Source organism: Micromonospora echinospora (assembly GCF_900091495.1).
In the GTDB taxonomy this organism is placed as follows: Bacteria; Actinomycetota; Actinomycetes; order Mycobacteriales; family Micromonosporaceae; genus Micromonospora; species Micromonospora echinospora.
Map to the genome: position 1 here is coordinate 7,025,666 of NZ_LT607413.1, position 22,650 is coordinate 7,048,315.

Below are 22,650 nucleotides of genomic sequence, written 5' to 3' on the forward strand. Positions count from 1 at the left end.
CACTCCTTGGCGTTAGGAGGCGACGACGCCACCGGTGGCCGCCACCGGGTGACCCGGGCCCGCAGGACAGTGCGGGTCCGGGTCGGCGACGGCACCGGAACGGCTTCGACCGTCCGGGGTTGCGGGTGCGGTCGAGTCGCGGATGACCAGTTCGGTCTGGAGCATTACCTGTGCGGTGGTGCGACGGTCGTCGGACGTGCCGCTGCGGACACCGCGCGCGCGAACGCCGGTGTCGTGTTGCAGGAGCATGTCCACGGCCGTCCGGCCGGCGGCCGAGGTAGGCGTGGCCACCGTCGTCAACTTGGGTCGGGTGAGCCGGCTCAGCGTGATGTCGTCGATCCCGACGACGCTGACGTCCTGCGGCACCCGGATCCCGTACGCGTCGAGGCCCTCGATGAGCCCGATCGCCATCAGGTCGTTGTAGGCGAGCACCGCCGAGACCCCGTTGCGGCGGACCTGGTCGGCCAGTCCGGCGCCGCCGGTCTCGGTGGGCGGGTTGGGGCCGAGCACGGTCAGCTCCGCGCCCCCGCTGCGGGCCGCCGCGACGGCGGACCGGCGGATCTCCCGGCTGGTCCAGGAACCACGGGGGCCACTGAGCAGGGCCAGTTTCCGGTGGCCGAGGTCGAGCAGGTGCTCGATCGCGGCCCGGGCGCCCTGACCCACGTCCATCATCACGCAGGGCAGGCCGGCGACCTGGCGGTTTATCACCACCAACGGCACCTCCCGGCTGAGCTGTTCGATCAGGCTGTTGCTCATCCGGGGGCTGCAGAGCAGGACGCCGTCCACCTGCTTGGCCAGCGCGTGGACCAGTTCCTCCTCGGCGACCGGGTCCTCGTTCGTGTCGGCGACGAAGACGTGGTAGTCGCGGTGTCGGGCCTGGCTCTCCGCCGCCTTGATCAGAGGCGGGAAGAACGGGTTGGCGATGTCGGCGATGATCAGGCCGATGTTGTGCGTCCGTCCGGTGATCAGGGCCCGGGCGGCCCGGTTCGGCCGGTAGCCGAGTTCCTCGGCGCAGGCGAGGACCCGGACCCGGGTCTCCGGATTGACCAGGTGCGGGGCCGAGAACGTGCGGGAAACCGTGGAGATGTGCACGCCGGAGGCCCGCGCGACGTCTCGGATGGTGGCTGGCACGGCGACCCCTTGGTTGCGGGTGTGGCTGTGGTCACGTGGGTGTCGCCAATTAATGCAAACGGTTGTGTTGCTGTCAACGGGTTCTTCGATGTCGGTTCGGTTTCGGCCGCGCTCCCATTGCCCGGAACTACTAGGGCAAACCAGGATGTATACCGCCGCTTTGACATCGACCGTTGACGCAGGCGTAACCGGCATGGTTACTTCGCTGCAAACCTTTGCAGCCGCCGGGAGGCGATCGTGATGTCATCCGGAACCGGACCGCGGGTTCGGCACGCCCTGGTGGGCGCCGGAGCCCGGGCCGAGATGTTCGTCCGGGCCCTGGTGCTCGACCACGCCGAAACCGCCGAACTGGTCGCCTTCGCCGACGTCAACCAGGCCAGGATGGACGCGCACAACCGCTGGCTGGCCGAGCTCGGCCACCCCGCCGTGCCGACCTACCGGGCCGACGAGTTCACCGCGATGCTCGCCAAGGAGCGGGTCGACGTGGTGCTGGTGACCAGCGTCGACGTCACCCACGACGAGTACATCGTGGCCGCGCTGCGCGCCGGCTGCGACGTGGTGACCGAGAAGCCGATGACCGTCGACGCCCCCCGCTGCCAGCGGATCCTCGACGCGGTGGCGGAAACCGGCCGGCAGGTGCGGGTTGCGTTCAACTATCGCTACAACCCTTTGCACGAGAAGGTGCGGCAGCTGCTCGCGGACGGGGCGGTCGGCGAGATCGGCTCGGTGCACTTCGAGTGGCTGCTCGACGTCCGGCACGGGGCCGACTACTTCCGCCGCTGGCACCGCGACCGGGCCAACTCGGGCGGGCTGATGGTGCACAAGGCCAGCCACCATTTCGACCTGGTCAACTGGTGGCTGGACGCCACCCCGGTCGAGGTCTACGCCGCCGGCCGGCTCTTCTTCTACGGCGAGCACGGCCGCCGCCACGGCTACGCCCGCGACTACGACCGGGTGCACGGCTCCCCCGCCGCGTCCGACGACCCGTTCGCCCTGCACCTGGCCGCGCACCCCCGGCTGCGGGAGTTGTACCTCGACGCCGAGGGCGAGGACGGCTACCACCGCGACCGCAACGTGTTCGCCCCGGGCGTCACCATCGAGGACGACATGGCGGTGCTGACCCGCTACTCCAGCGGCGCGACCATGACCTACCACCTCACCGCGTACGCCCCGTGGGAGGGCTACCGGGTGATGGTCAACGGCAGCCGGGGCCGGCTGGAGCTGGAGGTCGTGGAGAGCGACTTCGTCAGCCCGCAGGCCGCCGGCGCGCTCAAGGGCGCCGCGCTGCACGGCAACGAGGCCGCGGCCGAGGCCGGCTCGGCGACCATCACCCTGCGGCCGTTCTGGTCCCCGCCGCAGACCGTGCCGGTCGAGGGGTACACCCGGGCGGGGCACGGCGGCGCGGACGCCCGGATGACCCGGGTGCTCTTCGGCGGCGAAGCCGACCCGATGGGTCGCGCGGCGACCGCCCAGGACGGCGCGTTGGCGCTGCTCACCGGCCTGGCCGCCAACCGATCCTTCGACACCGGGCAGCCGGTCCGGGTCGCCGACCTGCTGACCCTGCCCTGATCCGCCCGCCGAACGCCCGAGGAGCGACACCCGTGCCGACGAATCCCGACCTGCTCTTCCCCGCCGAACCGGGACAACGCGCCCTGGCCCGGGAGCTGTACGCCCTGGCGGCCCGCCAGCCGATCATCTCGCCGCACGGGCACGTCGACCCGGCGTTGCTCGCCGACGACCAGCCGTTCCCCGATCCGGCGCGGCTGCTGATCGTCCCGGACCACTACCTCACCCGGATGCTGCTCAGCCAGGGGGTCCGCCCGGCCGAGCTGGGCGTCCCGACGGTCGACGGCAGCCCGGTGGAGAGCGACGGCCGACGGATCTGGCGGCGCTTCGTCGACCACTGGCACCTGTTCCGGGGCACCCCGTCCCGGCTCTGGCTGGAGCAGACCTTCCGCGAGGTCTTCGACGTGCACACCGCCCTCTCCCCGGCCACCGCCGACGAGGTCTACGACGCGGTCGCGGCCAAGCTGACCCGGCCGGAGTTCCGCCCCCGGGCGCTGTTCGAGCGGTTCGGCATCGAGGTGCTCGCCACCACCGAGTCGCCCCTGGACGACCTGGGCCGGCACGCCAAGCTCGCCGCCGACGGCTGGGGCGGGCCGGGCGGCCGGGTGATCACGACGTTCCGCCCGGACAACGTGGTGGACATGGAGTTCGACAACTGGTCGGCCAACGTCGACCAGCTCGCCGAGATCTCCGGGGAGGACACCGGCACGTACGCCGGGTTCCTGCGCGCCCTGCGGCAACGGCGGGCGGCCTTCGTCGCCGCCGGGGCCACCTCCTCCGACCACGGCCACCCCACCGCCCTGACCCTGAACCTCGGCGAGTCGGAGGCGGCGGCGCTGTACGACCGGGGCCGACGCGGACAGGCCGACGCGGCCGACGCGGAGGCGTTCCGGGCCCACATGCTGGTGGAGTTCGCCCGGATGTCGCTGGACGACGGCCTGGTCATGCAGCTGCACCCGGGTTCCGTGCGCAACCACAACAAGTGGCTGTACGCCACCCACGGCCGGGACGTCGGCGGTGACATCCCACAGGCCACCGAGTACCTGCACGCGCTCACCCCGCTGCTGGACGCGTACGGCAACGACCCCCGGCTGACCGTGGTGGTCTACACCCTGGACGAGTACACCTTCACCCGGGAACTGGCCCCACTCGCCGGTGGCTACGCCGCCCTCTACCTCGGCGCGCCCTGGTGGTTCCTGGACTCCCCGGAGGTGCTGCGCCGGTTCCGCGAGTCGGTGACCGAGTCGGCCGGCTTCTACAACACCGCCGGGTTCGTCGACGACACCCGGGCGTTCTGTTCCATCCCGGTACGCCACGACGTGGCCCGTCGGGTCGACGCGGCCTTCCTGGCCCGGCTGGTCGCCGAGCACCGGCTGGCCGAGGACGAGGCGGCCGAGACCATCGTCGACCTCGCGTACCGGCTGCCGAAGAAGGTCTTCAAGATCGGGGTACAGCAATGACCGTCACCATCACCGGCGTCGACGTGCACGACGTGCGGTTCCCCACCGCGCGCACCGGCGACGGCTCGGACGCGATCAACAAGGGCGACTACTCGGCCACCTACGTGGAGCTGCGCACCGACGCCGGCGTCACCGGGGCGGGTTTCACCTTCACCAACGGCCGGGGCAACGAGATCACCTGTGCGGCGGTGCGCGCGCTGGCGCACCACGTCGAGGGGAAGACGGTCGAGGAGATCGCCGCCGACCAGGTGACGTTCTGGCGGTCGCTCAGCGCCGACGTGCAGCTGCGCTGGCTCGGCCCGGAGAAGGGCGTGATCCACATGGCCACCGGCGCGGTGGTCAACGCGGTGTGGGACCTGCGGGCCAAGCTCGCCGGCAAGCCGATGTGGCGGTTCCTGGCGGAGATGTCCACCGAGGAACTCGTGGACAGCGTCGACTTCCACCACATCACCGACGCGCTCACCCCGGACGAGGCGGCCACCATCCTGGACAAGGGGCGCGACGGGATGGCCGACCGGATCGCCCTGCTGGAGCGGGACGGCTTCCCGTCGTACACCACCTCGGTCGGCTGGCTGGGCTACCCGGACGAGAAGGTGCGGGCGCTGACCCGCGAGGCGTACGCGGCCGGCTGGCGGGCGATGAAGATGAAGGTCGGCGGCCCGCCCGCCGACGACCTGCGCCGCGCGCGGATCATCCGGGCGGAGATCGGCCCGGACGCGCTGCTGATGATGGACGCCAACCAGGTCTGGGACGTCGACGAGGCGATCACCAACATGACCGCCCTGGCCGAGGTCGACCCGTACTGGATCGAGGAGCCGACGCACGCCGACGACATCCTCGGCCACGCCCGGATCGCGCGCGCGGTGACCGAGCTGACCGGCGGCCGGTGCCGGGTGGCCACCGGCGAGGTGGCCGCCAACCGGGTCATCTTCAAGCAGCTCCTCCAGGCCGAGGCGATCGGCGTGATGCAGATCGACTCGTGCCGGGTCGGCGGGGTCAACGAGGTGCTCGCCGAGATCCTGATGGCCGCGAAGTTCGGCGTGCCGATCTGCCCGCACTCCGGCGGCGTCGGCCTCTGCGAGTACGTCCAGCACCTGGCGATCTTCGACTACCTGCGGGTGGGCACCAGCCTGGACGGCCGGATGGTCGAGTACGTCGACCACCTGCACGAGCACTTCGTCGACCCGGTCCGCACCCGCGAGGGGCGCTACCTGCTGCCCACCGAAGCCGGCTACAGCGCCACCATGAAGCCGGAGTCGATCGCCGAGTTCCGCTTCCCGGACGGCCCGGTGTGGCGATGACCGTGGGCACCGGCCAGCTCGGGCTGGGAGCGCTGCGTCGACTGCCCGAGGCGAGCCGGCCGCTGGTGCGTCCCGGCACGGTCGACGTCGGCATCGTCCACCTGGGACTCGGCGCGTTCCACCGGGCCCACCAGGCGGTCTACACCGAGGCGGCCATGGCGCGCTCCGGTGGCGACTGGGGCATCGTCGGGGTCGCGCCACGCAGCACCGGGCTGGTCACCACCCTCGCCGCGCAGGACGGGCTGTTCAGCGTGACGACCACCTCCGCCGAGGGCAGCCACACGCAGGTGGTCGGCGCGCTCGCCGGGGTGCGGCACGCGGCCAGCGACCCGGCGGCGGTGGTCGCCCTGCTGGCCGACCCGCGTGTCCGGGTGGTCACGCTCACCGTGACGGAGAAGGCGTACCAGCTCGACCCGGTCAGCGGGCGTCTGCGGCCCGACCCTGAGGTCGTCGCCGACCTGACCACCGACCGGCCGCCGTGCACCGTGCCGGGGCTGCTGGTGCGCGGCCTGCTCGCCCGCGCCGCCGCCGACGCCGGACCGGTCGCCCTGGTCAGCTGCGACAACCTGCCGGCCAACGGCCGCCGGCTGCGCGGCCTGGTCGAGCAGTCACTGACGTACGCCCGGGTGCCGGACCGGGCGGTGGCCTGGGTCGCGGCCTGCGTCACCTTCCCGGGCACGATGGTGGACCGGATCGTGCCGGCCAGCACCGAGGAGACCCTCGCCGAGGCACGCCGGGCACTGGGCGTGGCCGACCTCGCGGCGGTCGCGGCGGAGCCGTACACGCAGTGGGTGATCGAGGACGTCTTCCCGGGCGGCCGGCCGGACTGGGGAGCGGCCGGGGCGGTGCTCACCGACGACGCCGGGTCCTGGGAACGGCTGAAGCTGCGCGCGCTCAACGGGGTGCACTCGGCCGCCGCGTACCTCGGCGCGCTGGCCGGGCGGGAGACCATCGCCGACGCGCTCGCCCTGCCGCATCTGGAGCCGGTGCTACGCCGGCTGGTCGCCGAGGACGTCGCGGCGAGCTTCACCCCACCGGACAGGGTCTCCGTGGTCGACTACGGTGACCAGGTGCTCGCCCGGTTCGCCAACCCGGCGATCCGGCACCGCGCCATCCAGGTGGCGATGGACGGCTCGCAGAAGCTGCCGCAGCGCGTCCTGCACACCATCGCCGACCTGCGCGCCGCCGGCCGAGACGCGCGGTGGGCCACGCTCGTGGTGGCTGCCTGGATGCGCTTCGTCCGGGGCCGGGCCGACGACGGTACGGCGCTGCCGCTGGACGATCCGCTGGCCGAGCGGATCCGGGCCGCCCTCGCCGCGCACCCGGACACCCCCGCCGGGGTCACCGAGGCCCTGTTCGGGCTGACCGAGGTGTTCCCGGCCGAGCTGGGCGGCGACGAGGAGGTCCGGGCGGCGGTGACCGGTTGGCTGACCGACCTCGACCGGCACGGCGTCGCGGCGACGCTGGCGGGCGCGGCGTGACCGCTGCGGACCGGCCGGTGTCCACGGCGGGCGGCCCGGTCCCCCGGGTCGCGGTGATCGGTGCCAACGGGCACGGCCGGTGGCACCGGCGGGTGATCGCGCCGCTGCACGCGACGGGGCGGCTGCGGTTGGTCGCCCTAGTCGACGTCCGCCCGGTGGAGCCGGACCCGGACGCTCCGGTGCCCGACGGCACGGGCGTGTTCACCGACCACCGGGAGATGCTGCGGGCGACCCGGCCGGACGCGGTGGTGGTCTGCACGCCCCCGCACACCCACCTGCCGATCGCCCGGGACGTGCTGACCGCCGGGGCGGACGTCCTGCTGGAGAAGCCACCGGTGCTCTCCCTAGCCGAGCACGACGCGTTGAGCGCGGTGCTCGCCGAGACCGGCCGGGCCTGCCAGGTCGGGTTCCAGGCGCTCGGGTCGGCCGCGCTCGGCGAGCTGGTGACGGCCGTTGCCGAGGGCCGGCTGGGCACCGTCCTCGGCATCTCGACGGTGGCGGCCTGGCAGCGCCCGGACGGCTACTACGCTCGCGCGCCGTGGGCCGGAAGGCGCACGCTCGACGGCCGTCCGGTGCTGGACGGGGTGCTGGCCAACCCGATCGCGCACGCGTGGATGCAGTGCCTGGCGGTCGCCGAGGCGGTCGCCGGGCGGCCGGTGACACCGACCGTGGTGGAACTGGAGCGGTACCGGGTACGCCCGATCGAGGTGGACGACACCGCCGCGATGCGGGTCGAGTTCCGGGGCGCGCCGCCCGTCGTGGCGGCGGTGACCCTGGCCGGGGAGGACTTCGTGCGGGGCGAGGTGCTGGTGGAGGGCACCGCCGGCCGGGCGGTGCTGGAGTACCCGACGGACCGGCTGCTGCTCCCCGGCGACGCCGAACCGCGCAGCGTGCCCGGCCGGGTCGGGTTGTTGGAGAACCTGCTCGACCACCGGGCGACCGGCACGCCGCTGATCGCGCCGCTGGCCCGGACCGCGCCGTTCACCGCCGTGCTGGAGGTGATCCAGAACGCGCCCGAGCCGACGTTGCTCGGCGGCGACCTGGTCACCACGACCGGGGCGGGCCCGGACCGGGTGGTCACCATCCGGGGGATCAACGAGGTGCTCCGCAGGGCGGCCGAGACGGGTGCGCTCCTGTCGGAGTTGGCGGTGCCGTGGGCGGTGCCGCCGGTGCGGACCGCGCTGGCGGAGAGGGAGGGCGGCTGAGGCGGAGGGCCCGAAGCGGGGTCACCGGCAAACCACTGCAAACGAGGGGTGACAGCGTTCCCCGGAAAACGGACGTGACCACCACGTTCCCGACGACCACCGGTCGGGCGAATACCGCCTGCCACAATTAACTGCAAAATAGCTGCATATTGTGTTCATTGACTCTCTTGAGTGATTTTCCTTACTGTCGAATCATCGGTATTCCGCTTCGGATGCGGAGTCCGCCGCACGACAGACCACTTCGGAGAGTCCCATGCGTCTTCGCATAACCGGGGCGGCCCTGGTCGCCCTTTCCCTACTCCTCGTCCCCGGTGCGGCGGTCACCGCCGCGCCGGCGAGCGACGACGGTTCCATCCCCCGGCACGTGGAGCGCTTCGCGCGCCAACCCCTAGCGGCCGGTGACGGCTGGGCCGCCGCCGGCCCCGGCACCACCGGAGGTTCGTCCGCCACCGCCGACCAGGTGCACCTGGTCCGCAGCCGCGCCGACCTGATCCGCGCCCTCGGCGGGGACAACGCCACCAACCGCGCCAACGCCACCCCGAAGGTGATCGTGGTCGACGGGGTCGTCGACGGGTTCGAGGGCCCCGACGGCAGCCTGCTCGACTGCACCGACCTGGCCGACCCGGAGTACTCGCTGCCGGCGTACCTGGCCGCGTACGACCCGGCGGTGTGGGGCATGGTCGCGCCGAGCGGACCGCTGGAGGCGGCCCGGACGCGCTCGGTGACCAACCAGACCCGGTACACGCAGATCAACGTCGGCCCGAACACCACCATCGTCGGGATGCGTGGGGCCCGGCTGACCGGGCTGACCCTGATGATCGACACGGCCAGCAACGTCATCGTCCGGAACCTGACCTTCGACGACGCCCGGGACTGCTTCCCGGCCTGGTCGCCGACGGACGGCTCGGCCGGCAACTGGAACTCGCAGTACGACCAGATCTCGGTACGCCGCAGCGAGAACGTGTGGATCGACCACAACACGTTCACCGACGGCGACAACCCGGACAGCGCCCAGCCGGTGCACTTCGGCCGGCCGTACCAGGTGCACGACGGGTCGCTGGACGTCACCCACACCGCCAGCCTGGTGACCGCCTCGTACAACCGGTTCACCGGCCGGGACAAGCTGATGCTGATCGGCTCGTCGAACACGGTCGGCCCGGACGTCGGCCGGCTCAAGGTGACCCTGCACCACAACCTCTTCGACCAGGTGGTCCAGCGACTGCCCCGGGTCCGGTTCGGCCAGGTCGACATCTACAACAACTGGTACCGCCTCGACGCGGGCTTCGACTACGCGATCGGCGTCGGCGTGCAGTCCGCGGTGTACGCGGAGAACAACCACTTCACCCTCGGCGCCGGAATCGCCGTCGAGGACCTGCTCTACGACTGGGGCGGCACCGCGATCACCGCGCGCGGCAACTGGGTGCACGCCCACCGGTCGCTGCCCCGCCCGGTCGACCTGGTGGCGGCGTACAACGCCACCCACGACCCCGACCTCGGCGCCGACGCGGGCTGGACGCCGACGCTGCGCACCGGTCGTCCGTTGCCGGCCCCGGCGGTCCCGCTCGTGGTCGGGGTGCTGGCCGGGGCGGACCGGCTGCCGCTGTAGAAGCCACGGGCGGTGCGTGTCCCGTCCCCACGTACCGCCCGGGGAGGGTGGGTCGCCACGTCCGCGCTCACGCGGCGGCCCACCGCAACCCTCACCCCCCTACCACCACAGGAGGTTCCGATGAACCGACTCCCGATCCGGGGTCGCCCCGCCGGACGACTCGCCGCCGTGCTGGCGGCCGGTGCCCTGGTCGCCGGCACGGTGCTGGTCACCACGTCCTCGGCGTGGGCGGACACGTTGCTCACCGACACCTTCGAGGACGGTGACGCCAACGGCTGGTCGCGCTCGGGCGGCAGCTGGTCGGTGGTCACCGACGGCTCGCTGGCGTTCCGGCAGTCCGGCACCAGCAGCGACGCCCGTGTCCTGACCGGCCAGAGCAGCTGGACCGACTACGGGGTGCAGGCCCGGGTCAAGCCGACCGCGTTCGCCACCTCCGCCCGGCACGTCGGGGTGGTCGCGCGGGCGCAGAGCAGCAGCAGCTACTACGCCCTGGTGGCCACCGCCAGCGGCGGGGTGCAGCTGGTGAAGCGCGCCGGCGGCGACCCGGTGGTGCTCGGCTCGGCCACCGCCGGGGTGACCGTCGGCTCCTGGGCCACGCTGCGCCTGGAGGCGGTCGGCAGCTCGCTGCGCGGCTACGTCAACGGCGCGCTGCTGGTGCAGGCCACCGACGCCGCGTTCGCCGCCGGCCGGGCCGGGCTGGCCACCTCGTACGCCAGCGCGACCTTCGACGACGTGGAGGTGGCCACCGCCACCGGGGCCCCGCCGACCGGCACCCCGACCGGCGGGCCGACGCCGACCCTGCCGCCGACCGAGCCGCCGATCGACCCGGGCGCGCCGCCCATCGGCTTCGCCTCGGTCAACGCCCTCGGGCAGAACGGCACCACCGGCGGGGCGGGTGGGCCGACCGTCACCGTGGACACCGCCAGCGAACTGCTCACCGCGATCGCCACGCCCGGACCGTTGACCGTCAAGGTGAGCGGGATGATCGCCCTGCCCGGCCCGATGCACGACGTCACCTCGGACAAGACCATCATCGGGGTCGGCGCGAACTCGGGGATCACCGGCGGCGGCTTCAACATCGGTCTGCCGGTCAGCAACGTGACCACGCCGCCGGCGAACGCCGTGCACAACGTCATCATCCGGAACCTGAACTTCCGGAACACCGTCGACGACGCGATCAACGTGCAGATGTTCTCCCACCACGTCTGGATCGACCACAACGACCTGTCGAACGGCTACGACGGGCTGATCGACATCAAGCGCGGGTCGTCGTACGTGACGGTGTCGTGGAACCACACCCACCACCACACGAAGAACATGCTGCTCGGTCACGACGACAACAACGGCGCGCAGGACACCGGCCACCTCCGGGTCACCTACCACCACAACTGGTACGACCGGACCCCGCAGCGCAACCCCCGGGTACGGTTCGGCGACCCGGTGCACGTGTTCAACAACTACTTCGTCTACAACACCGACGTCGGGGTGGCCTGCCAGCTGAACTCGGGCTGCGTGGTCGAGGGCAACCACTTCGAGGACGTCGAGGTGCCCTGGTCGATCAGCTACTCCGGTTCCCGGGGTCGCCTGGTGGCCCGGGACAACGTCCTGTCCGGCACCAGCGAGCCGGGTGACTCCGGAGGCACGGTCACCGAGCCGCGCACCTTCTACCCGTACCAGCTCACCGACCCGGCCAGCGTGAAGTCCGTGGTCATGGCCGGCGCCGGCACCGGAAAGATCAACTTCTAGGGCCGGGGCGCGCCCGTCCCGGCGCAACCCGCTCCACGCGCCCGCCGGGCGCACCCGATCCGCCATACCCGGCTCCACCGCGCCCGTCCCGGCGCAGTCCGATCCACCGCGCCCGTCCCGGCGCACCCGGCCCCGCCGCACCCCCGGCGATCCTGCCGAAACCGGGGCCGCCCCGTCCCCAAGACATCGATCTTGATCGATGAATAGCCCGTACCGGGCGATCACTCCACCACTGGGAGGTTCCGTGAACCGGACCGACACGCGGCGCAGACGACGCCGCGGTCTCCTGCTCGCGATCGGGTCCGCGCTCGGCGCGGTCACCCTCGCCCTCGGCATGGGCGCCACCGCCTACGCCGACACCCTCTTCTCCGACGACTTCGCCGACGGCAACTCCTCCGGCTGGACCCCCTCCGGCGGGAGCTGGTCGGTGGCGTCGCAGACCTACCGGCAGACCGGCACCAGCAGCGACGCCCGCTCGCTGGCCGGCACGTCGAGCTGGACCGACTACTCGGTGCAGGCCACGGTGAAGCCCACCGCCTTCAACGGCAGCAACCGCTTCGTCGCGCTGGTGGCCCGCGCGCAGAGCAGCACCAGCTACTACTACCTGGCGCTGCGCAGCAACAACACCGTCGAGCTGAAGAGCCTGGCCGGTGGCTCGTCCACCACCCTGGACACCGCCAGCGTCCCGGTCTCCGCCGGCACCACCTACACCCTGCGGCTCGACGTCGCCGGCAGCTCCCTCAAGGGGTACGTCGACGGCAACCTGCTCACCGAGGCGTCGGACAGCCGGTACGCCAGCGGCCGGATCGGCCTGGCGACCTTCTACTCCAGCGCCGAGTTCGACAACGTACAGGTCACCTCGGGCGGAGGCACCCCGAGCCCGACGCCCACCACGCCGACCCCCGGCCCGACCGGCAACCCGGGCACGAACGTCGCCGACGGCTGGGCGTCGGTGGACGCGTGGGGCCAGAACGGCACCACCGGTGGAGCCGGCGGGCCGACCGTCACGGTGACCAGCGCCAGTCAGTTCATCACCGAGGCGGCCTCGGCCGGACCGAAGATCATCCAGGTCAACGGGATGATCGCCCTCCCCGGCCCGATGCACGAGGTCACCTCGGACAAGACCATCGTCGGCGTCGGGGCGAACTCCGGCTTCACCGGCGGCGGTCTCAACATCGGCCTGCCGATCGACAACGCGATCACCTCGCCGCCGGCCAACGCCGTGCACAACGTGATCGTCCGGAACCTGAACTTCCGGAACTGGGCGGACGACGCGATCAACGTGCAGATGTTCTCCCACCACATCTGGATCGACCACAACACCTGGACCACCGGGGCCGACGGCGGCGTCGACGTCAAGCGGGGCTCGTCGTACGTGACGATCTCCTACAACCACGCCGACGGCACCGACAAGAACATGCTGCTCGGCCACGACGACGGCAACGCCGCCCAGGACGTCGGCCGGCTCAAGGTCACCTACCACCACAACTTCTTCGACAACACCAACCAGCGCAACCCCCGGGTCCGCTTCGGCGACCAGGTGCACGTCTACAACAACTACTACCTGAACACCGGCAACTACGGCGTCGCCTCCACCGAGGACGCCGGGGTCATCGTCGAGGGCAACCACTTCGAGAACGTCGACGACCCGTACCACCTGGGCGAGGGCTCCTCCGGCGACGGGCGACTGGTCGCCCGGAACAACTGCCTGGTCAACTCCGGCTCCGGCCAGACCGGCGGCAGCGTCAGCAACCCGCCGTACCAGTACACCGTCGGCACGGCCTGCGACCAGAAGGCCGTGGTCACCGCCCAGGCCGGCGTGGGCAAGGTCGGGCTGCCCGGCAACCCGCCCACCACCACCCCGCCGACCACTCCCCCGGCGACCACGCCCCCGGCCACCACGCCGCCGCCGACCAACCCGCCCACCGGTGACCTGGTCGGCTGGGCCACCCAGAACGGCGGGACCACCGGCGGGGCCGGCGGCCAGACGGTGACGGTCACCAGCGGCCAGGCCCTGGCCGACGCGCTGGAGTCGTCGTCCCCGCTGGTCATCCGGGTGCAGGGCTCGCTCACCATGCCGGACAAGATGAACGACGTCCGGTCGAACAAGACGGTGCTCGGGGTCGGCAACGCCGTCGTCGACAACGGGTTCAACGTCAGCGGCGCGCACAACGTCATCATCCGCAACCTGACCTTCCGGGGCTGGGACGACGACGCGATCAACATCCAGGGCTCGACGAACGTCTGGGTCGACCACAACACCTTCGACGGCGGCTACGACGGCGCGGTCGACGTGAAGCGGGAGTCCGACTTCGTCACCATCTCGTGGAACCGGGTCATGAACCACACCAAGAGCATGCTGCTCGGCCACGACGACGGGCACACCGCCGACCGGGGCCACCTGCGGGTGACCTACCACCACAACTGGTTCGACGGAAGCAAGGAGCGCCACCCCCGGGTGCGCTTCGGCGACCCGGTGCACGTGTTCAACAACTACTACAACGGCGCGGACTACGGCGTCGCCTCCACCATGGGGGCCGGCGTGCTGGTCGAGGGGAACTACTTCGAGAACGTGACCCGGCCGACCGCGGTGGGCTACGCCGACTCGGGCCCGGGTGACCTGGTCCAGCGCAACAACCACTTCGTCAACTCCGGCACCCCGGAGAGCGCGGGCGACGTGGCGGCCATCCCGTACCCGTACGCCGTGGAGAACGCCACCGGGGTCAAGGCGTCGGTCACGGCCGGCGCGGGCGCCGGACGGATCACCGTCTGACGACGACGGTGGGGTGGAGTCTCCCGTCCCCCGCCCCACCAACCGGGGCCACCGGCGCATTGCTCGCCGGTGGCCCCGGCCACGTTCTCGAGGCGGTGGGTGTGTCGGTGGGCGGTGTCCCGTCAGCTCCCGCCGCAGACGTCCCGGAGAGTCTGGGCGTCCCGGTTCGTCCGGGCCTGTGCCGCCGCGTAGTCTCCGGACACCATGCCGGACAGGATGAAACGCATGTGCGAGAAATCCTGCGACAAGGCCACCGCCACCGCGTGGACGGCCCCCTCCGCGCTCACGCTCGCCCGCATCATCCCCTGGTACGCCTCCGTCGCGGCGGCCTGCTGACTCAGCTCGGTCGACCCCGCCGTCCGGTAGTACCTGTCGACGACCGCGAGCGCCTCCCGGCACCCGGCGGGAAGCAGCGGCTCCAGCGACAACGACGGCCTCGCGACGGGCGGCGTCGTCCTGGTCGGTCGAGCAGTCGTCGCGTCCAGCTCGGGCGCTGTCGTCTCCGGTGACGTCGTGTCCGGTACGGCAGGCGCGGCCGGCTCGGTCACCGGGGATGACACCACCGGCGGAGCCTGGAGCGGAGGTGCCGGGGCGGGGCTGCGCGGCCACGCGTAGGTGAGGAAGGCGACGACGGCAGCGGCGACCGCACCGAACGCCCCGACCGCGGCCCAGTCCGGTCCGATCCGCGCGGCGCCCCTGTCGGGGCCGCCTACCCTTCGTCGAATGTCGATATTCCAACTATAGGAAGCTGTCGCTACGTGGAACCGCCCTCGTGATCGCGGCCCGGGACCGGCTGTCGGGGGCTCGACCCTTCCCGGAGCCGGTCCGGACGGTGGAGACGACGGGTGATCGGCTATAAGTGACCCATGGATTTCCCCCCGTACCTGGGCAGCATGCCGATGCACGCGATCACGGAGATCCATGGCGAGCCCGGCCTGCTGGAACGCTTCCGCCTGGAGATCGCCACGTTCGACGACGAGGCACGGAGCCGGCTCACCGAGGCGCTCGACCTCGCCGCCGACCTGCACCGCGACGACCGGCGGGTCCGCGAGCCGTACCTGAACCACCTGTTGCGGGTGGCGATCCGGATGATGCACCACTACCGGGTCCGCGACGTGGACGTGATCGTCGCCGGCCTGCTGCACGACGCGGTGGAGGACCACCCCGCCGAGCTGGCCGGCGATGTCGGCGAGGGCGCGGACCCGGTGCCGGCCGCGCTCGCCGTGCTCGCCGCGCGGTTCGGTCAGCGGGTCGCCGGGCTGGTCGCGGCGGTCACCAACCCGACATGGGATCCGGACCGCGACCGCCACGCGCAGTACCGGGAGCACGTGGCGGCCAGCCTCGACCGTGACCCGTGGGCGCGGGTCATCAAGATCTCCGACTTCACCGACAACGGCGTCGGGGTGATCCACACGACCGGGCCGAAGGTCCTCTCCTCGGCCCGCAAGTACCGACCGCTGGTCCCGGTGCTGCGGGAACTGGTCGCCCGGCCGGACACGCCGCTCGCGCCCGAGGTCAAGGAGCACATCTTCGCCCAGCTCGACCTGGCCGAGGAACGTTTCCGGGCGATCCTCGACGACCCCGCCCACACGCACTGACCAGCCCGGACGGGGCACCGGGGCGGCGGGCCGACCCCCGCCGGGGCCGGTCCACCGCCGGCCGTCCGCTCAGCCGGCCAGGTCGCGGCGGCGGAACCCGGCCACGCCGACGGCGAGCAGCACCACCGCCACCCCGGACAGGACGGCCAGCGGCAGCACGGTCAGCTCGGCCGACGGCAGGGCCGGCACGTGGGTGTACGGCGAGAGGTCGAGCACCGCCGACGGCAGGTCCAGCACCGCGCCGAGCTGCCCGAACAGCAGGAACACGGTCAACGTCGCCCAGGACAGCGGCACCGCCACCCGGGGCAGCAGCCCGAAGAACAGCACCACCACCCCGGCCAGCACCAGCAACGCCGGCGTCCGGACCAGCGCCGCACCGGTCAACTCGGTGACCCGACCGACCGGGTCACCGGCGACGGTGGCGTACCCGAGCCCGGTGGTGACCCCGGCCAGGACCATCAGGCCGACCGCGCCGAGCACCGCGGTGGCCAGGTGACCGACCAGCCAGCGGGGCCGGCTGACGGCGGTGGCCAGCAGCGCCTCCAAGGTTCCGTCGGTCTCCTCGGTGCGGGTGCGCAGCACCGCCTGGACCACGTACGCGCCGATCGTCAACGCGAAGATGCCGATCATCGCGGTCAGGTACGCGTCGACGAGGTTCGCCCCGCCGCCGAGCTGGCTGATCGCCTCGGCCGCCGCCGCGTTCTCCCCGATCATGTTCTCGACCTCGTCGGCGGCGAGCCCCATGCCGAAGCCGAGCACCGCGACACCGACCGCCCAGCCGAGCAGGGCCGCGCGCTGCAACCGCCACGCCAGGCCGAACGGACTGAGCAGCCCCCGGGGGGCCCGGGCCGGACCACGTCGGGTGGCAAGGAGGCCGGCCCCGAGGTCCCGCCGGTTCGTCAGCAGGTGGGCGGCCGCGATCGCCGCGACCAGCAGGGCGGTGGGCAGCAGGAGCACCCACCACCGCTCCCCGCCGTACGGGCGGATCTGGGTGGCCCAGCCCAGCGGAGAGAGCCAGGCGGGCCAGGCGCTGACCACACGCAGCCCGTCCGGGGTGGCCGTGCCGAGGACGTCACCGGCGGCGCGGAGCACGAACGCCACCCCGACGACGGCGGCGGCCAGGGCGTTCGCTCCCCGGGAGGTGCCGGAGAGCTGGGCGGTCACCGCGGCGACCGCCGCGAAGGAGATCCCGACGGTGGCGACCGCGGCGCCGGTGGCGACCGATCCGCCGAACGGCAGGTCCGCGCCGGCCAGGGCGAGGGCGAGCAGCGCGGCGGTGAGCAGGTTGGCCGCGACGGTGACCAGCAGGGCGGCGGTGAGCGGGGCGTACCGGCCGAGCACGGACGCGCCGAGCAGCTCGGACCGGCCGGTCTCCTCGTTCTGCCGGGTGTGCCGGACCACGGTGAAGGTGCTCAGCAACGCGGTGAGCACCGCGAGGGTCAGGTACGACTCGGCGAAGACCACCGCGCCCATGGAGGGTCCGGCGACCGGCCCGTTGAACGCCCGGGCGACCAGGCTGGCCGCCGCCGTCGTGGCGTACGTGGTCCGGTCCCGTTCCCCGGCGTAGATGCCGGCGACGCTGGCGGCCAGCGCGGCGGTCAGCAGCGGCGTGCCGAGCACCCAGAACGCCAGCCGGACCCGGTCGCGGCGCAGCACCAGCCGGACCAGGCTGCCGGTGCCGGTGAGGGCGTTCACCGCTGCCCTGCCGGCACGGTCGCGGCGGGGGTGACCCGGTCGCCGTAGTGGGCCAGGAACAGCTCTTCCAGGGTGGGCGGTGCGCTGGTCAGTGACCGCACGCCGAACCGGACCAGGTGACCGAGCAGGTCGTCCAGGTGGGCGGGGTCGACCTCCAGCTGGAGCCGGTTGTCGGCCTCGCCGACGAGCTGGGTCCCGGCGAGGCGGTCCAGTCCGGTCACCGGGCGCGCGGTCTCGACGGTGACCGACAGGCGGGTGAGGTGGCGAAGCTCGGCGAGCGTGCCGGACTCGACGGTGCGGCCGTCGCGGATGATGCTGACCCGGTCGCAGAGCGCCTCGACCTCGGCGAGCACGTGGCTGGAGAGCAGCACGGTGCCGCCGTCGCGCCGGATCCGCCGGACCTCGTCCTGGAACACCGCCTCCATCAGCGGGTCCAGGCCGGAGGTCGGCTCGTCGAGCACGTACAGGTCGACGTCGGCGGCGAACGCCGCGACGATCGCCACCTTCTGCCGGTTTCCCTTGGAGTAGGTGCGGCACTTCTTCGTCGGATCGAGGTCGAACCGCTGGAGCAACTCGTCGCGGCGACGCCGGTCGAGCCCGCCGCGCAGGGTTCCGAGCAGGTCGATCGCCTCGCCGCCGGAAAGGTTCGGCCAGAGGTTGACGTCGCCGGGGACGTAGGCGAGGCGGCGGTGCAGCGTCACCGCGTCGCGCCACGGGTCGCCGTCGAGCAGCCGCACCTCCCCGGAGTCCCACCGCAGCAGGCCGAGCAGGACGCGGATGGTGGTGGACTTGCCGGATCCGTTCGGACCGAGGAACCCGTGCACCTCCCCCGCCTCGACGCGCAGGTCGAGCCCGTCCAGGGCCCGGGTGCTGCCGAAGGTCTTGACCAGGTCGTTGACCGAGATGACGGCCATGACGCCTCCTGTCGCTCATTGAGCCGGCCAGTGCACACTGTACTGACCGCCGGTCAGCGTATCCACCCGCCGCCACCCTGCATCGGTCAGCCACCGCTACGCTGGCGACCGTGGATGACGAGGAGTCGGGCGACACCCGGGGCAGGATCCTGCGCGCCGCGTTGGACCTGTTCTCGACACGCGGCTACCAGCGGACCTCGCTGCGCGAGATCGCCGAGCGGCTCGGGCTGACCAAGGCGGCCATCCTCTACCACTTTCCCACCAAGGAGGACCTGCTCGCGGCCCTGGTCGAACCCCTCATGACCGATCTGGAGGCGCTTCTGGCCACGGCCGGCGGGCTTCCACCGGAACGGGGTCGGTGGGCGCTCATCGAGGGGTTCGTGGACACCATGCTCGCGCACCGCCGGCCGCTGGGCATGCTCCTCAACGACATAACGCTGGTCGCCCGCGGCCCGACGTACCAGCGACTGGTGCAGTTCGCCCTGCGGGCGAACGAGATCATCGCCGGACCGGCCGGCGACCGGCGTGACCGGATCCGGGCCAGCCAGGCGATCGCGATGTGCTCCGACCCGGTGGTCTTCTTCCTGGACGTCCCCCCGGCCGTGCTGCGTGCCGACATGCTCGACGGGGTGCACCGACTGCTCGACGGCCCGCCCGCCCCCGAGGTGCCGGCCGCGCCCCGTCGACCCGGCCGGCCCCGGGCGATGAACAGCGCCCAGATCGCCGCCGCCCGGCGGATGCACACAGCCGGCCGGCACTCGGTCGAGGAGATCGCCGCCGCCCTCGGCGTCTCCCGGGCCACCGTCTACCGGCACCTGGGCAACGAATAGTGATCCACATTCTGCGACACTTCTGAGACGATTACGAGACGCCGCTGGGCGACATCGGCTCCACTGTGTAGTGAATGGTCTGCGCGACGATCCAACCGTCCTCGACGAGGAAGGAGTCCGCGCCGTCGCGCACCTGGAAGCCGGTGGCCTCGGCCGTCCATTCCAGGAAGCCGACCCGCCCCTCGACCAGCACGTTCGTGTAGGTGTAGCGGGCGTCCGGCAGTTCCTCGGCCAGCCACCGGGCCAGGGTGCCCGCACCGTCGCGCCCCCGGAACACGCCCCGCCGCTCCAGGACCACGCAGTACGGCGCGACATTGCGCTCGATGTCCTCGGCGAACCGACCCTCGGCGGCGAGCCGCAGGTGGTCGTCGAGCACCTCACGCGCGGAGCGCGCCCGGAGATCCACGGTCATGGCCCCATCATCGCGGCTCACGAGGGCCGGCACGGCGGTTTCCGGCGCTTCGACAGCCCCTGCCCGGAAGCCGCCGGCACGGGCCGGGTCGCCTCCTGGCCCGGTGCCGCTGCGCGGCGGCGCGGCGGTGCAGCGGCGCGGTGGCGGGGTGGCGCGGTGGCGGGGTGGCGCGGTGGCGGGGTTCGCCGCGGGTCTGCCGGGCGGCCGACCCGTGGGCGAGGCGGATGCGGCCTGCTCCACGCCGGCCACCTGCCCATGGGCGTGCTGGCCGCGCTGAGGCCGGGCCGAGCCGTCAGACGTCGTCGTGGTCGAGAAGGGGACGCAACTGGTCCAGCAACTGCGCCCGACTGACGTTGCGCGGGAGGTCGAGCTTCAGGTCGATCCCCGGCCCCCGGACGGTGAGCAGCACCGAGGGGCTCGGGTCGCGCAGGCGCCAGTTACGGATCGCCGCGACGATGTCGTTCCAGTGCGGTTGCAACGTGGCCAGCGTGGCGAGGTTCGCGACCACGCTGACGCCCTCGATCGCGATCGTCAGGGCGGAGAGGTCACGGACGCCCTCGTACGGCAGGTCCACCTCCTCGAAGACCTCCGCCGGCAGCAACAGCCTGACGCTCGTCATGCACCTCACCTCTCACCAACGTGGCGATCCGGGCCTGTAAATCGGGATCCAACGGACGCAGCGACGTCGACGTGATGTCGCCGAAGAAGTGCCCCTGCACGTGATGGATGCCGAGATCGTGGAGCTGCTTGAGCGTCACCGGGGCCTCGTCGTCGAAACCCTCGACGATGACCGGCCGGGCGCTCGGCGCGTGCCCCAGGTCGCACGCGTAACGGGCCACCTGGACCACCAGTTCGAGTTCCCGCACCGCCAGGGGGTGGTGCAGGACGGCCCGGTCCACCTTGATCTGGGTCAGCGGCAGTTCCGCCATCCGGGCCAGAGACGAGTAGCCGACGCCGAAGTCGTCCACCGCGAAGTTGATGCGTAGGTCGCGGGCGAGGCTGGTGAGCCGGCGGTGGAAGTACGCCAGGGGTTTCTGCGGCCACCGCTCGCCCGGTCCGGGCTGGATCGCGTCCTGTTCGGAGATCTCCAGGGTGACGATCCGGGGCGTCAGGTTGGCCTCGGCGAGGGTGTTGCCCACCTGGCTGATGTAGGAGTCGCTCAGCAGCGAGCGCACGGCGACGTTGACGGAGAGCGGCCTGGTCCCCTGCACGGCCGACTCCTCGTCCGCCTCGGCGTACGACCGGATCGCGTTGTCGAGCAGGAGCGCGTCCCGCTCGATGATGAAGCGGTCACCCCACTCGTGGGCCATCTGCAACGCCGCGACCGGCGCGCGGGCCTCGTCCGCCCGGCGTCGGGCGAGCGCCTCGTAGCTGTGGATGCTCACCCCGGAGGGGCGCGGGTCGAGTTCCACGACCGGCTGGAACACCATGGTCATCGAGCCGATCAGCTTCTGGTACAGGCTGAAGGCGTGCTGGTAGAGCGTCATCGGCAGCCGGCCGAAGGTGCTGCGCAGCGCGGTCAACACCTGCATCTCGGCTTGGAGCGGGTCGTCGAGCGGGTCGGACTCCCAGATGGAGCGCAGCATGACGGCCAGCGGTTCGCCCATGTCCAGCAGGGCGAGCGCGGGGTCGACCACGATCAGCCGGACGGTCCGGTCGTCCTCGTGGGGCAGCGGCACGCAGAGCAGCCGACGTCCCGTGTCGTTGGTGACGATCTGCCCCGGGATGGCGTTCGGCGAGTGCGCGGCGTCGGCGGCGGTGAGCTCCAGCAGGGGCCGCAGTTCCTCCTTGTTGAACCGGTCCGTCGCGCTGACCACCCGGATCACCTCGCTGGACAGGTCGACCACCGCGACGGATCCCGCGTCCAGGGCGTACCGGATGATCTCGACGCGCTCGGCGGAGTCGGTCTGGTGCGACCGACGCCCGAGCCGGGCGTCGGTGCGGAAGACCCGACCGAGCATCTGGGTGATCGAGCTGGCGTGGTCGTCGAGCGGGTTCTTGCACGGCCGCGTGGCCCCCGGGTTCGCCGGGGCGCCCAGGGACCGCCGGTCGTGCCGGGAGACCGGCGGCTGGACCAGCGCGGTGGTCGGCCCCCACGTGCCCAGCAGTGGGACGGGCTCCGGCTGGAGCGTCTGCTCCATGACGAAGTTGACCATCTGCATGAAGGACACCCGACCGCCGTCACCCGCCTCACCCCGCAGCGCGCGCAGCAGGTGGTGGGTCAGGAGCCCGTGCCGGTGCTCCTCGCTCTCCCGGGCGGGCGCGCCCTTGGGGCAGGCGAGCAGGGCGCTGTGCCGGTCGACCGGTTTCCGGTACGCCTGCATCGCCTCGACGTGCCGCAGGTGCGAGTCCTTGTAGAGACCGGCGTGGCAACAGTCCAGGATGAGGAAGGAGGTGCCCTCGAACACGTCGAAGACGTCCCGCTTGAGGAACGTCATGCGCAGGCCGTTGTCCGGTTCGTGGCGCAGTGCCTCCGCGTCGAGGTCCGCGGTGACGAGGTACGCGTCCAGCTGGCTGCTCCACTCCGGCACGAGCGTGTGCCCGGCGAAGTAGACGAGCAGCACGTCGGAGGGGGTCGAGTCGAGCGCCAACTCCCGCAGCCGGGCCTTGACGTCGCGCCACCGGGCGTTCGCGCCGGTGTAGAGGGTGACGTCACCGTCGTCGAAGGTGCCGATCTGCTCGTCGAGCAGTACGCCACAGACCGCTTCGGCGTCGCTCTCGGCGTACCGCAGGGCGGGCAGTTGGACGTCGTAGCCGCACTGGTTGACCCCGATAACGACAGCCCAACGCCTGCTCGGCGCCATGCAGCACCCCCACGGCTCCACCGTTACGAGAAGGAATCAGAACAGGGCAGGCGGTCACGGTATCGGATCGTCGACGGACCGCCCCCTGTTCGACGAGTCGGATACCCGTCAGGTGGAGGAAGGCGCAG

At 72.1% G+C, this 22,650-nt stretch carries 17 protein-coding genes; 10 read left to right on the top strand and 7 right to left on the bottom strand.

Annotation, left to right across the window (positions count from 1 at the left end; all coding sequences use genetic code 11):
• Positions 1-12: 12 nt before the first annotated feature.
• Positions 13-1,131 (bottom strand): LacI family DNA-binding transcriptional regulator, encoded by a 1,119-nt coding sequence (locus GA0070618_RS29820; protein WP_088984603.1) that lies wholly within the window; start codon positions 1,129-1,131, stop codon positions 13-15.
• A 240-nt stretch (positions 1,132-1,371) separates the two neighbouring features.
• Here GA0070618_RS29820 and GA0070618_RS29825 point away from each other — a divergent pair, with 240 nt between their 5' ends.
• The 8 genes from GA0070618_RS29825 (at position 1,372) to GA0070618_RS35030 (ending at position 14,269) form a co-directional block, all read left to right on the top strand.
• Complete coding sequence (locus GA0070618_RS29825; protein WP_088984604.1) at positions 1,372-2,700, top strand: Gfo/Idh/MocA family protein; 1,329 nt, start codon at positions 1,372-1,374, stop codon at positions 2,698-2,700.
• 32 nt (positions 2,701-2,732) lie between these two features.
• Positions 2,733-4,157, top strand: coding sequence for a glucuronate isomerase (uxaC, locus tag GA0070618_RS29830; RefSeq protein WP_088984605.1), 1,425 nt, complete (start codon positions 2,733-2,735; stop codon positions 4,155-4,157).
• Complete coding sequence (locus tag GA0070618_RS29835) at positions 4,154-5,458, top strand: enolase C-terminal domain-like protein (RefSeq protein ID WP_088984606.1); 1,305 nt, start codon at positions 4,154-4,156, stop codon at positions 5,456-5,458. Before uxaC ends, GA0070618_RS29835 begins: the two co-directional genes overlap by 4 nt.
• On the top strand, positions 5,455-6,939 hold the full coding sequence (locus GA0070618_RS29840) for a mannitol dehydrogenase family protein (RefSeq protein WP_088985941.1): 1,485 nt from the start codon (positions 5,455-5,457) through the stop codon (positions 6,937-6,939). Before GA0070618_RS29835 ends, GA0070618_RS29840 begins: the two co-directional genes overlap by 4 nt.
• The gene (locus tag GA0070618_RS29845) at positions 6,936-8,144 is read left to right on the top strand and encodes a Gfo/Idh/MocA family protein (protein ID WP_088984607.1); all 1,209 of its coding nucleotides are present in this window, start codon (positions 6,936-6,938) and stop codon (positions 8,142-8,144) included. Before GA0070618_RS29840 ends, GA0070618_RS29845 begins: the two co-directional genes overlap by 4 nt.
• Before the next feature lie 253 nt (positions 8,145-8,397).
• A complete protein-coding gene (locus GA0070618_RS29850) occupies positions 8,398-9,750 on the top strand; it encodes a pectate lyase family protein (protein ID WP_088984608.1) in 1,353 nt (450 codons plus the stop codon).
• Between the two features lie 120 nt (positions 9,751-9,870).
• Entirely contained in the window at positions 9,871-11,496 is a 1,626-nt protein-coding gene (locus GA0070618_RS29855) for a pectate lyase family protein (protein ID WP_088984609.1), read from the top strand.
• A gap of 244 nt (positions 11,497-11,740) precedes the next feature.
• Positions 11,741-14,269, top strand: a complete 2,529-nt coding sequence (locus GA0070618_RS35030) for a pectate lyase family protein (RefSeq protein ID WP_231931515.1) — start codon at positions 11,741-11,743, stop codon at positions 14,267-14,269.
• 122 nt (positions 14,270-14,391) lie between these two features.
• On the opposite strand, the gene GA0070618_RS29865 is transcribed toward GA0070618_RS35030, so the two are convergent.
• Positions 14,392-14,697 (bottom strand): hypothetical protein, encoded by a 306-nt coding sequence (locus GA0070618_RS29865; protein WP_088984610.1) that lies wholly within the window; start codon positions 14,695-14,697, stop codon positions 14,392-14,394.
• Between the two features lie 438 nt (positions 14,698-15,135).
• Here GA0070618_RS29865 and GA0070618_RS29870 point away from each other — a divergent pair, with 438 nt between their 5' ends.
• Positions 15,136-15,867, top strand: a complete 732-nt coding sequence (locus tag GA0070618_RS29870; protein ID WP_088984611.1) for an HD domain-containing protein — start codon at positions 15,136-15,138, stop codon at positions 15,865-15,867.
• A gap of 69 nt (positions 15,868-15,936) precedes the next feature.
• Here GA0070618_RS29870 and GA0070618_RS29875 read toward each other — a convergent pair whose 3' ends face one another.
• Both GA0070618_RS29875 and GA0070618_RS29880 read right to left on the bottom strand, forming a co-directional pair.
• Positions 15,937-17,562: an ABC transporter permease gene (locus tag GA0070618_RS29875; protein ID WP_088984612.1), complete on the bottom strand. Its 1,626-nt coding sequence runs from the start codon at positions 17,560-17,562 to the stop codon at positions 15,937-15,939.
• Entirely contained in the window at positions 17,559-18,476 is a 918-nt protein-coding gene (locus tag GA0070618_RS29880; protein WP_088984613.1) for an ABC transporter ATP-binding protein, read from the bottom strand. The genes GA0070618_RS29875 and GA0070618_RS29880 overlap by 4 nt, the downstream gene beginning before the upstream one ends.
• Before the next feature lie 110 nt (positions 18,477-18,586).
• Here GA0070618_RS29880 and GA0070618_RS29885 point away from each other — a divergent pair, with 110 nt between their 5' ends.
• A complete protein-coding gene (locus GA0070618_RS29885; protein WP_088984614.1) occupies positions 18,587-19,306 on the top strand; it encodes a TetR family transcriptional regulator in 720 nt (239 codons plus the stop codon).
• A gap of 31 nt (positions 19,307-19,337) precedes the next feature.
• Here GA0070618_RS29885 and GA0070618_RS29890 read toward each other — a convergent pair whose 3' ends face one another.
• The 3 genes from GA0070618_RS29890 to GA0070618_RS29900 form a co-directional block, all read right to left on the bottom strand.
• Positions 19,338-19,718 carry a nuclear transport factor 2 family protein gene (locus GA0070618_RS29890; RefSeq protein WP_088984615.1) on the bottom strand — a complete coding sequence of 127 codons (381 nt, stop codon included), beginning with the start codon at positions 19,716-19,718 and terminating at the stop codon, positions 19,338-19,340.
• 292 nt (positions 19,719-20,010) lie between these two features.
• Positions 20,011-20,337 (bottom strand): hypothetical protein, encoded by a 327-nt coding sequence (locus GA0070618_RS29895; protein ID WP_088984616.1) that lies wholly within the window; start codon positions 20,335-20,337, stop codon positions 20,011-20,013.
• Positions 20,264-22,522 carry an EAL domain-containing protein gene (locus GA0070618_RS29900; protein WP_088984617.1) on the bottom strand — a complete coding sequence of 753 codons (2,259 nt, stop codon included), beginning with the start codon at positions 22,520-22,522 and terminating at the stop codon, positions 20,264-20,266. The genes GA0070618_RS29895 and GA0070618_RS29900 overlap by 74 nt, the downstream gene beginning before the upstream one ends.
• Between the last annotated feature and the right edge of the window lie 128 nt (positions 22,523-22,650).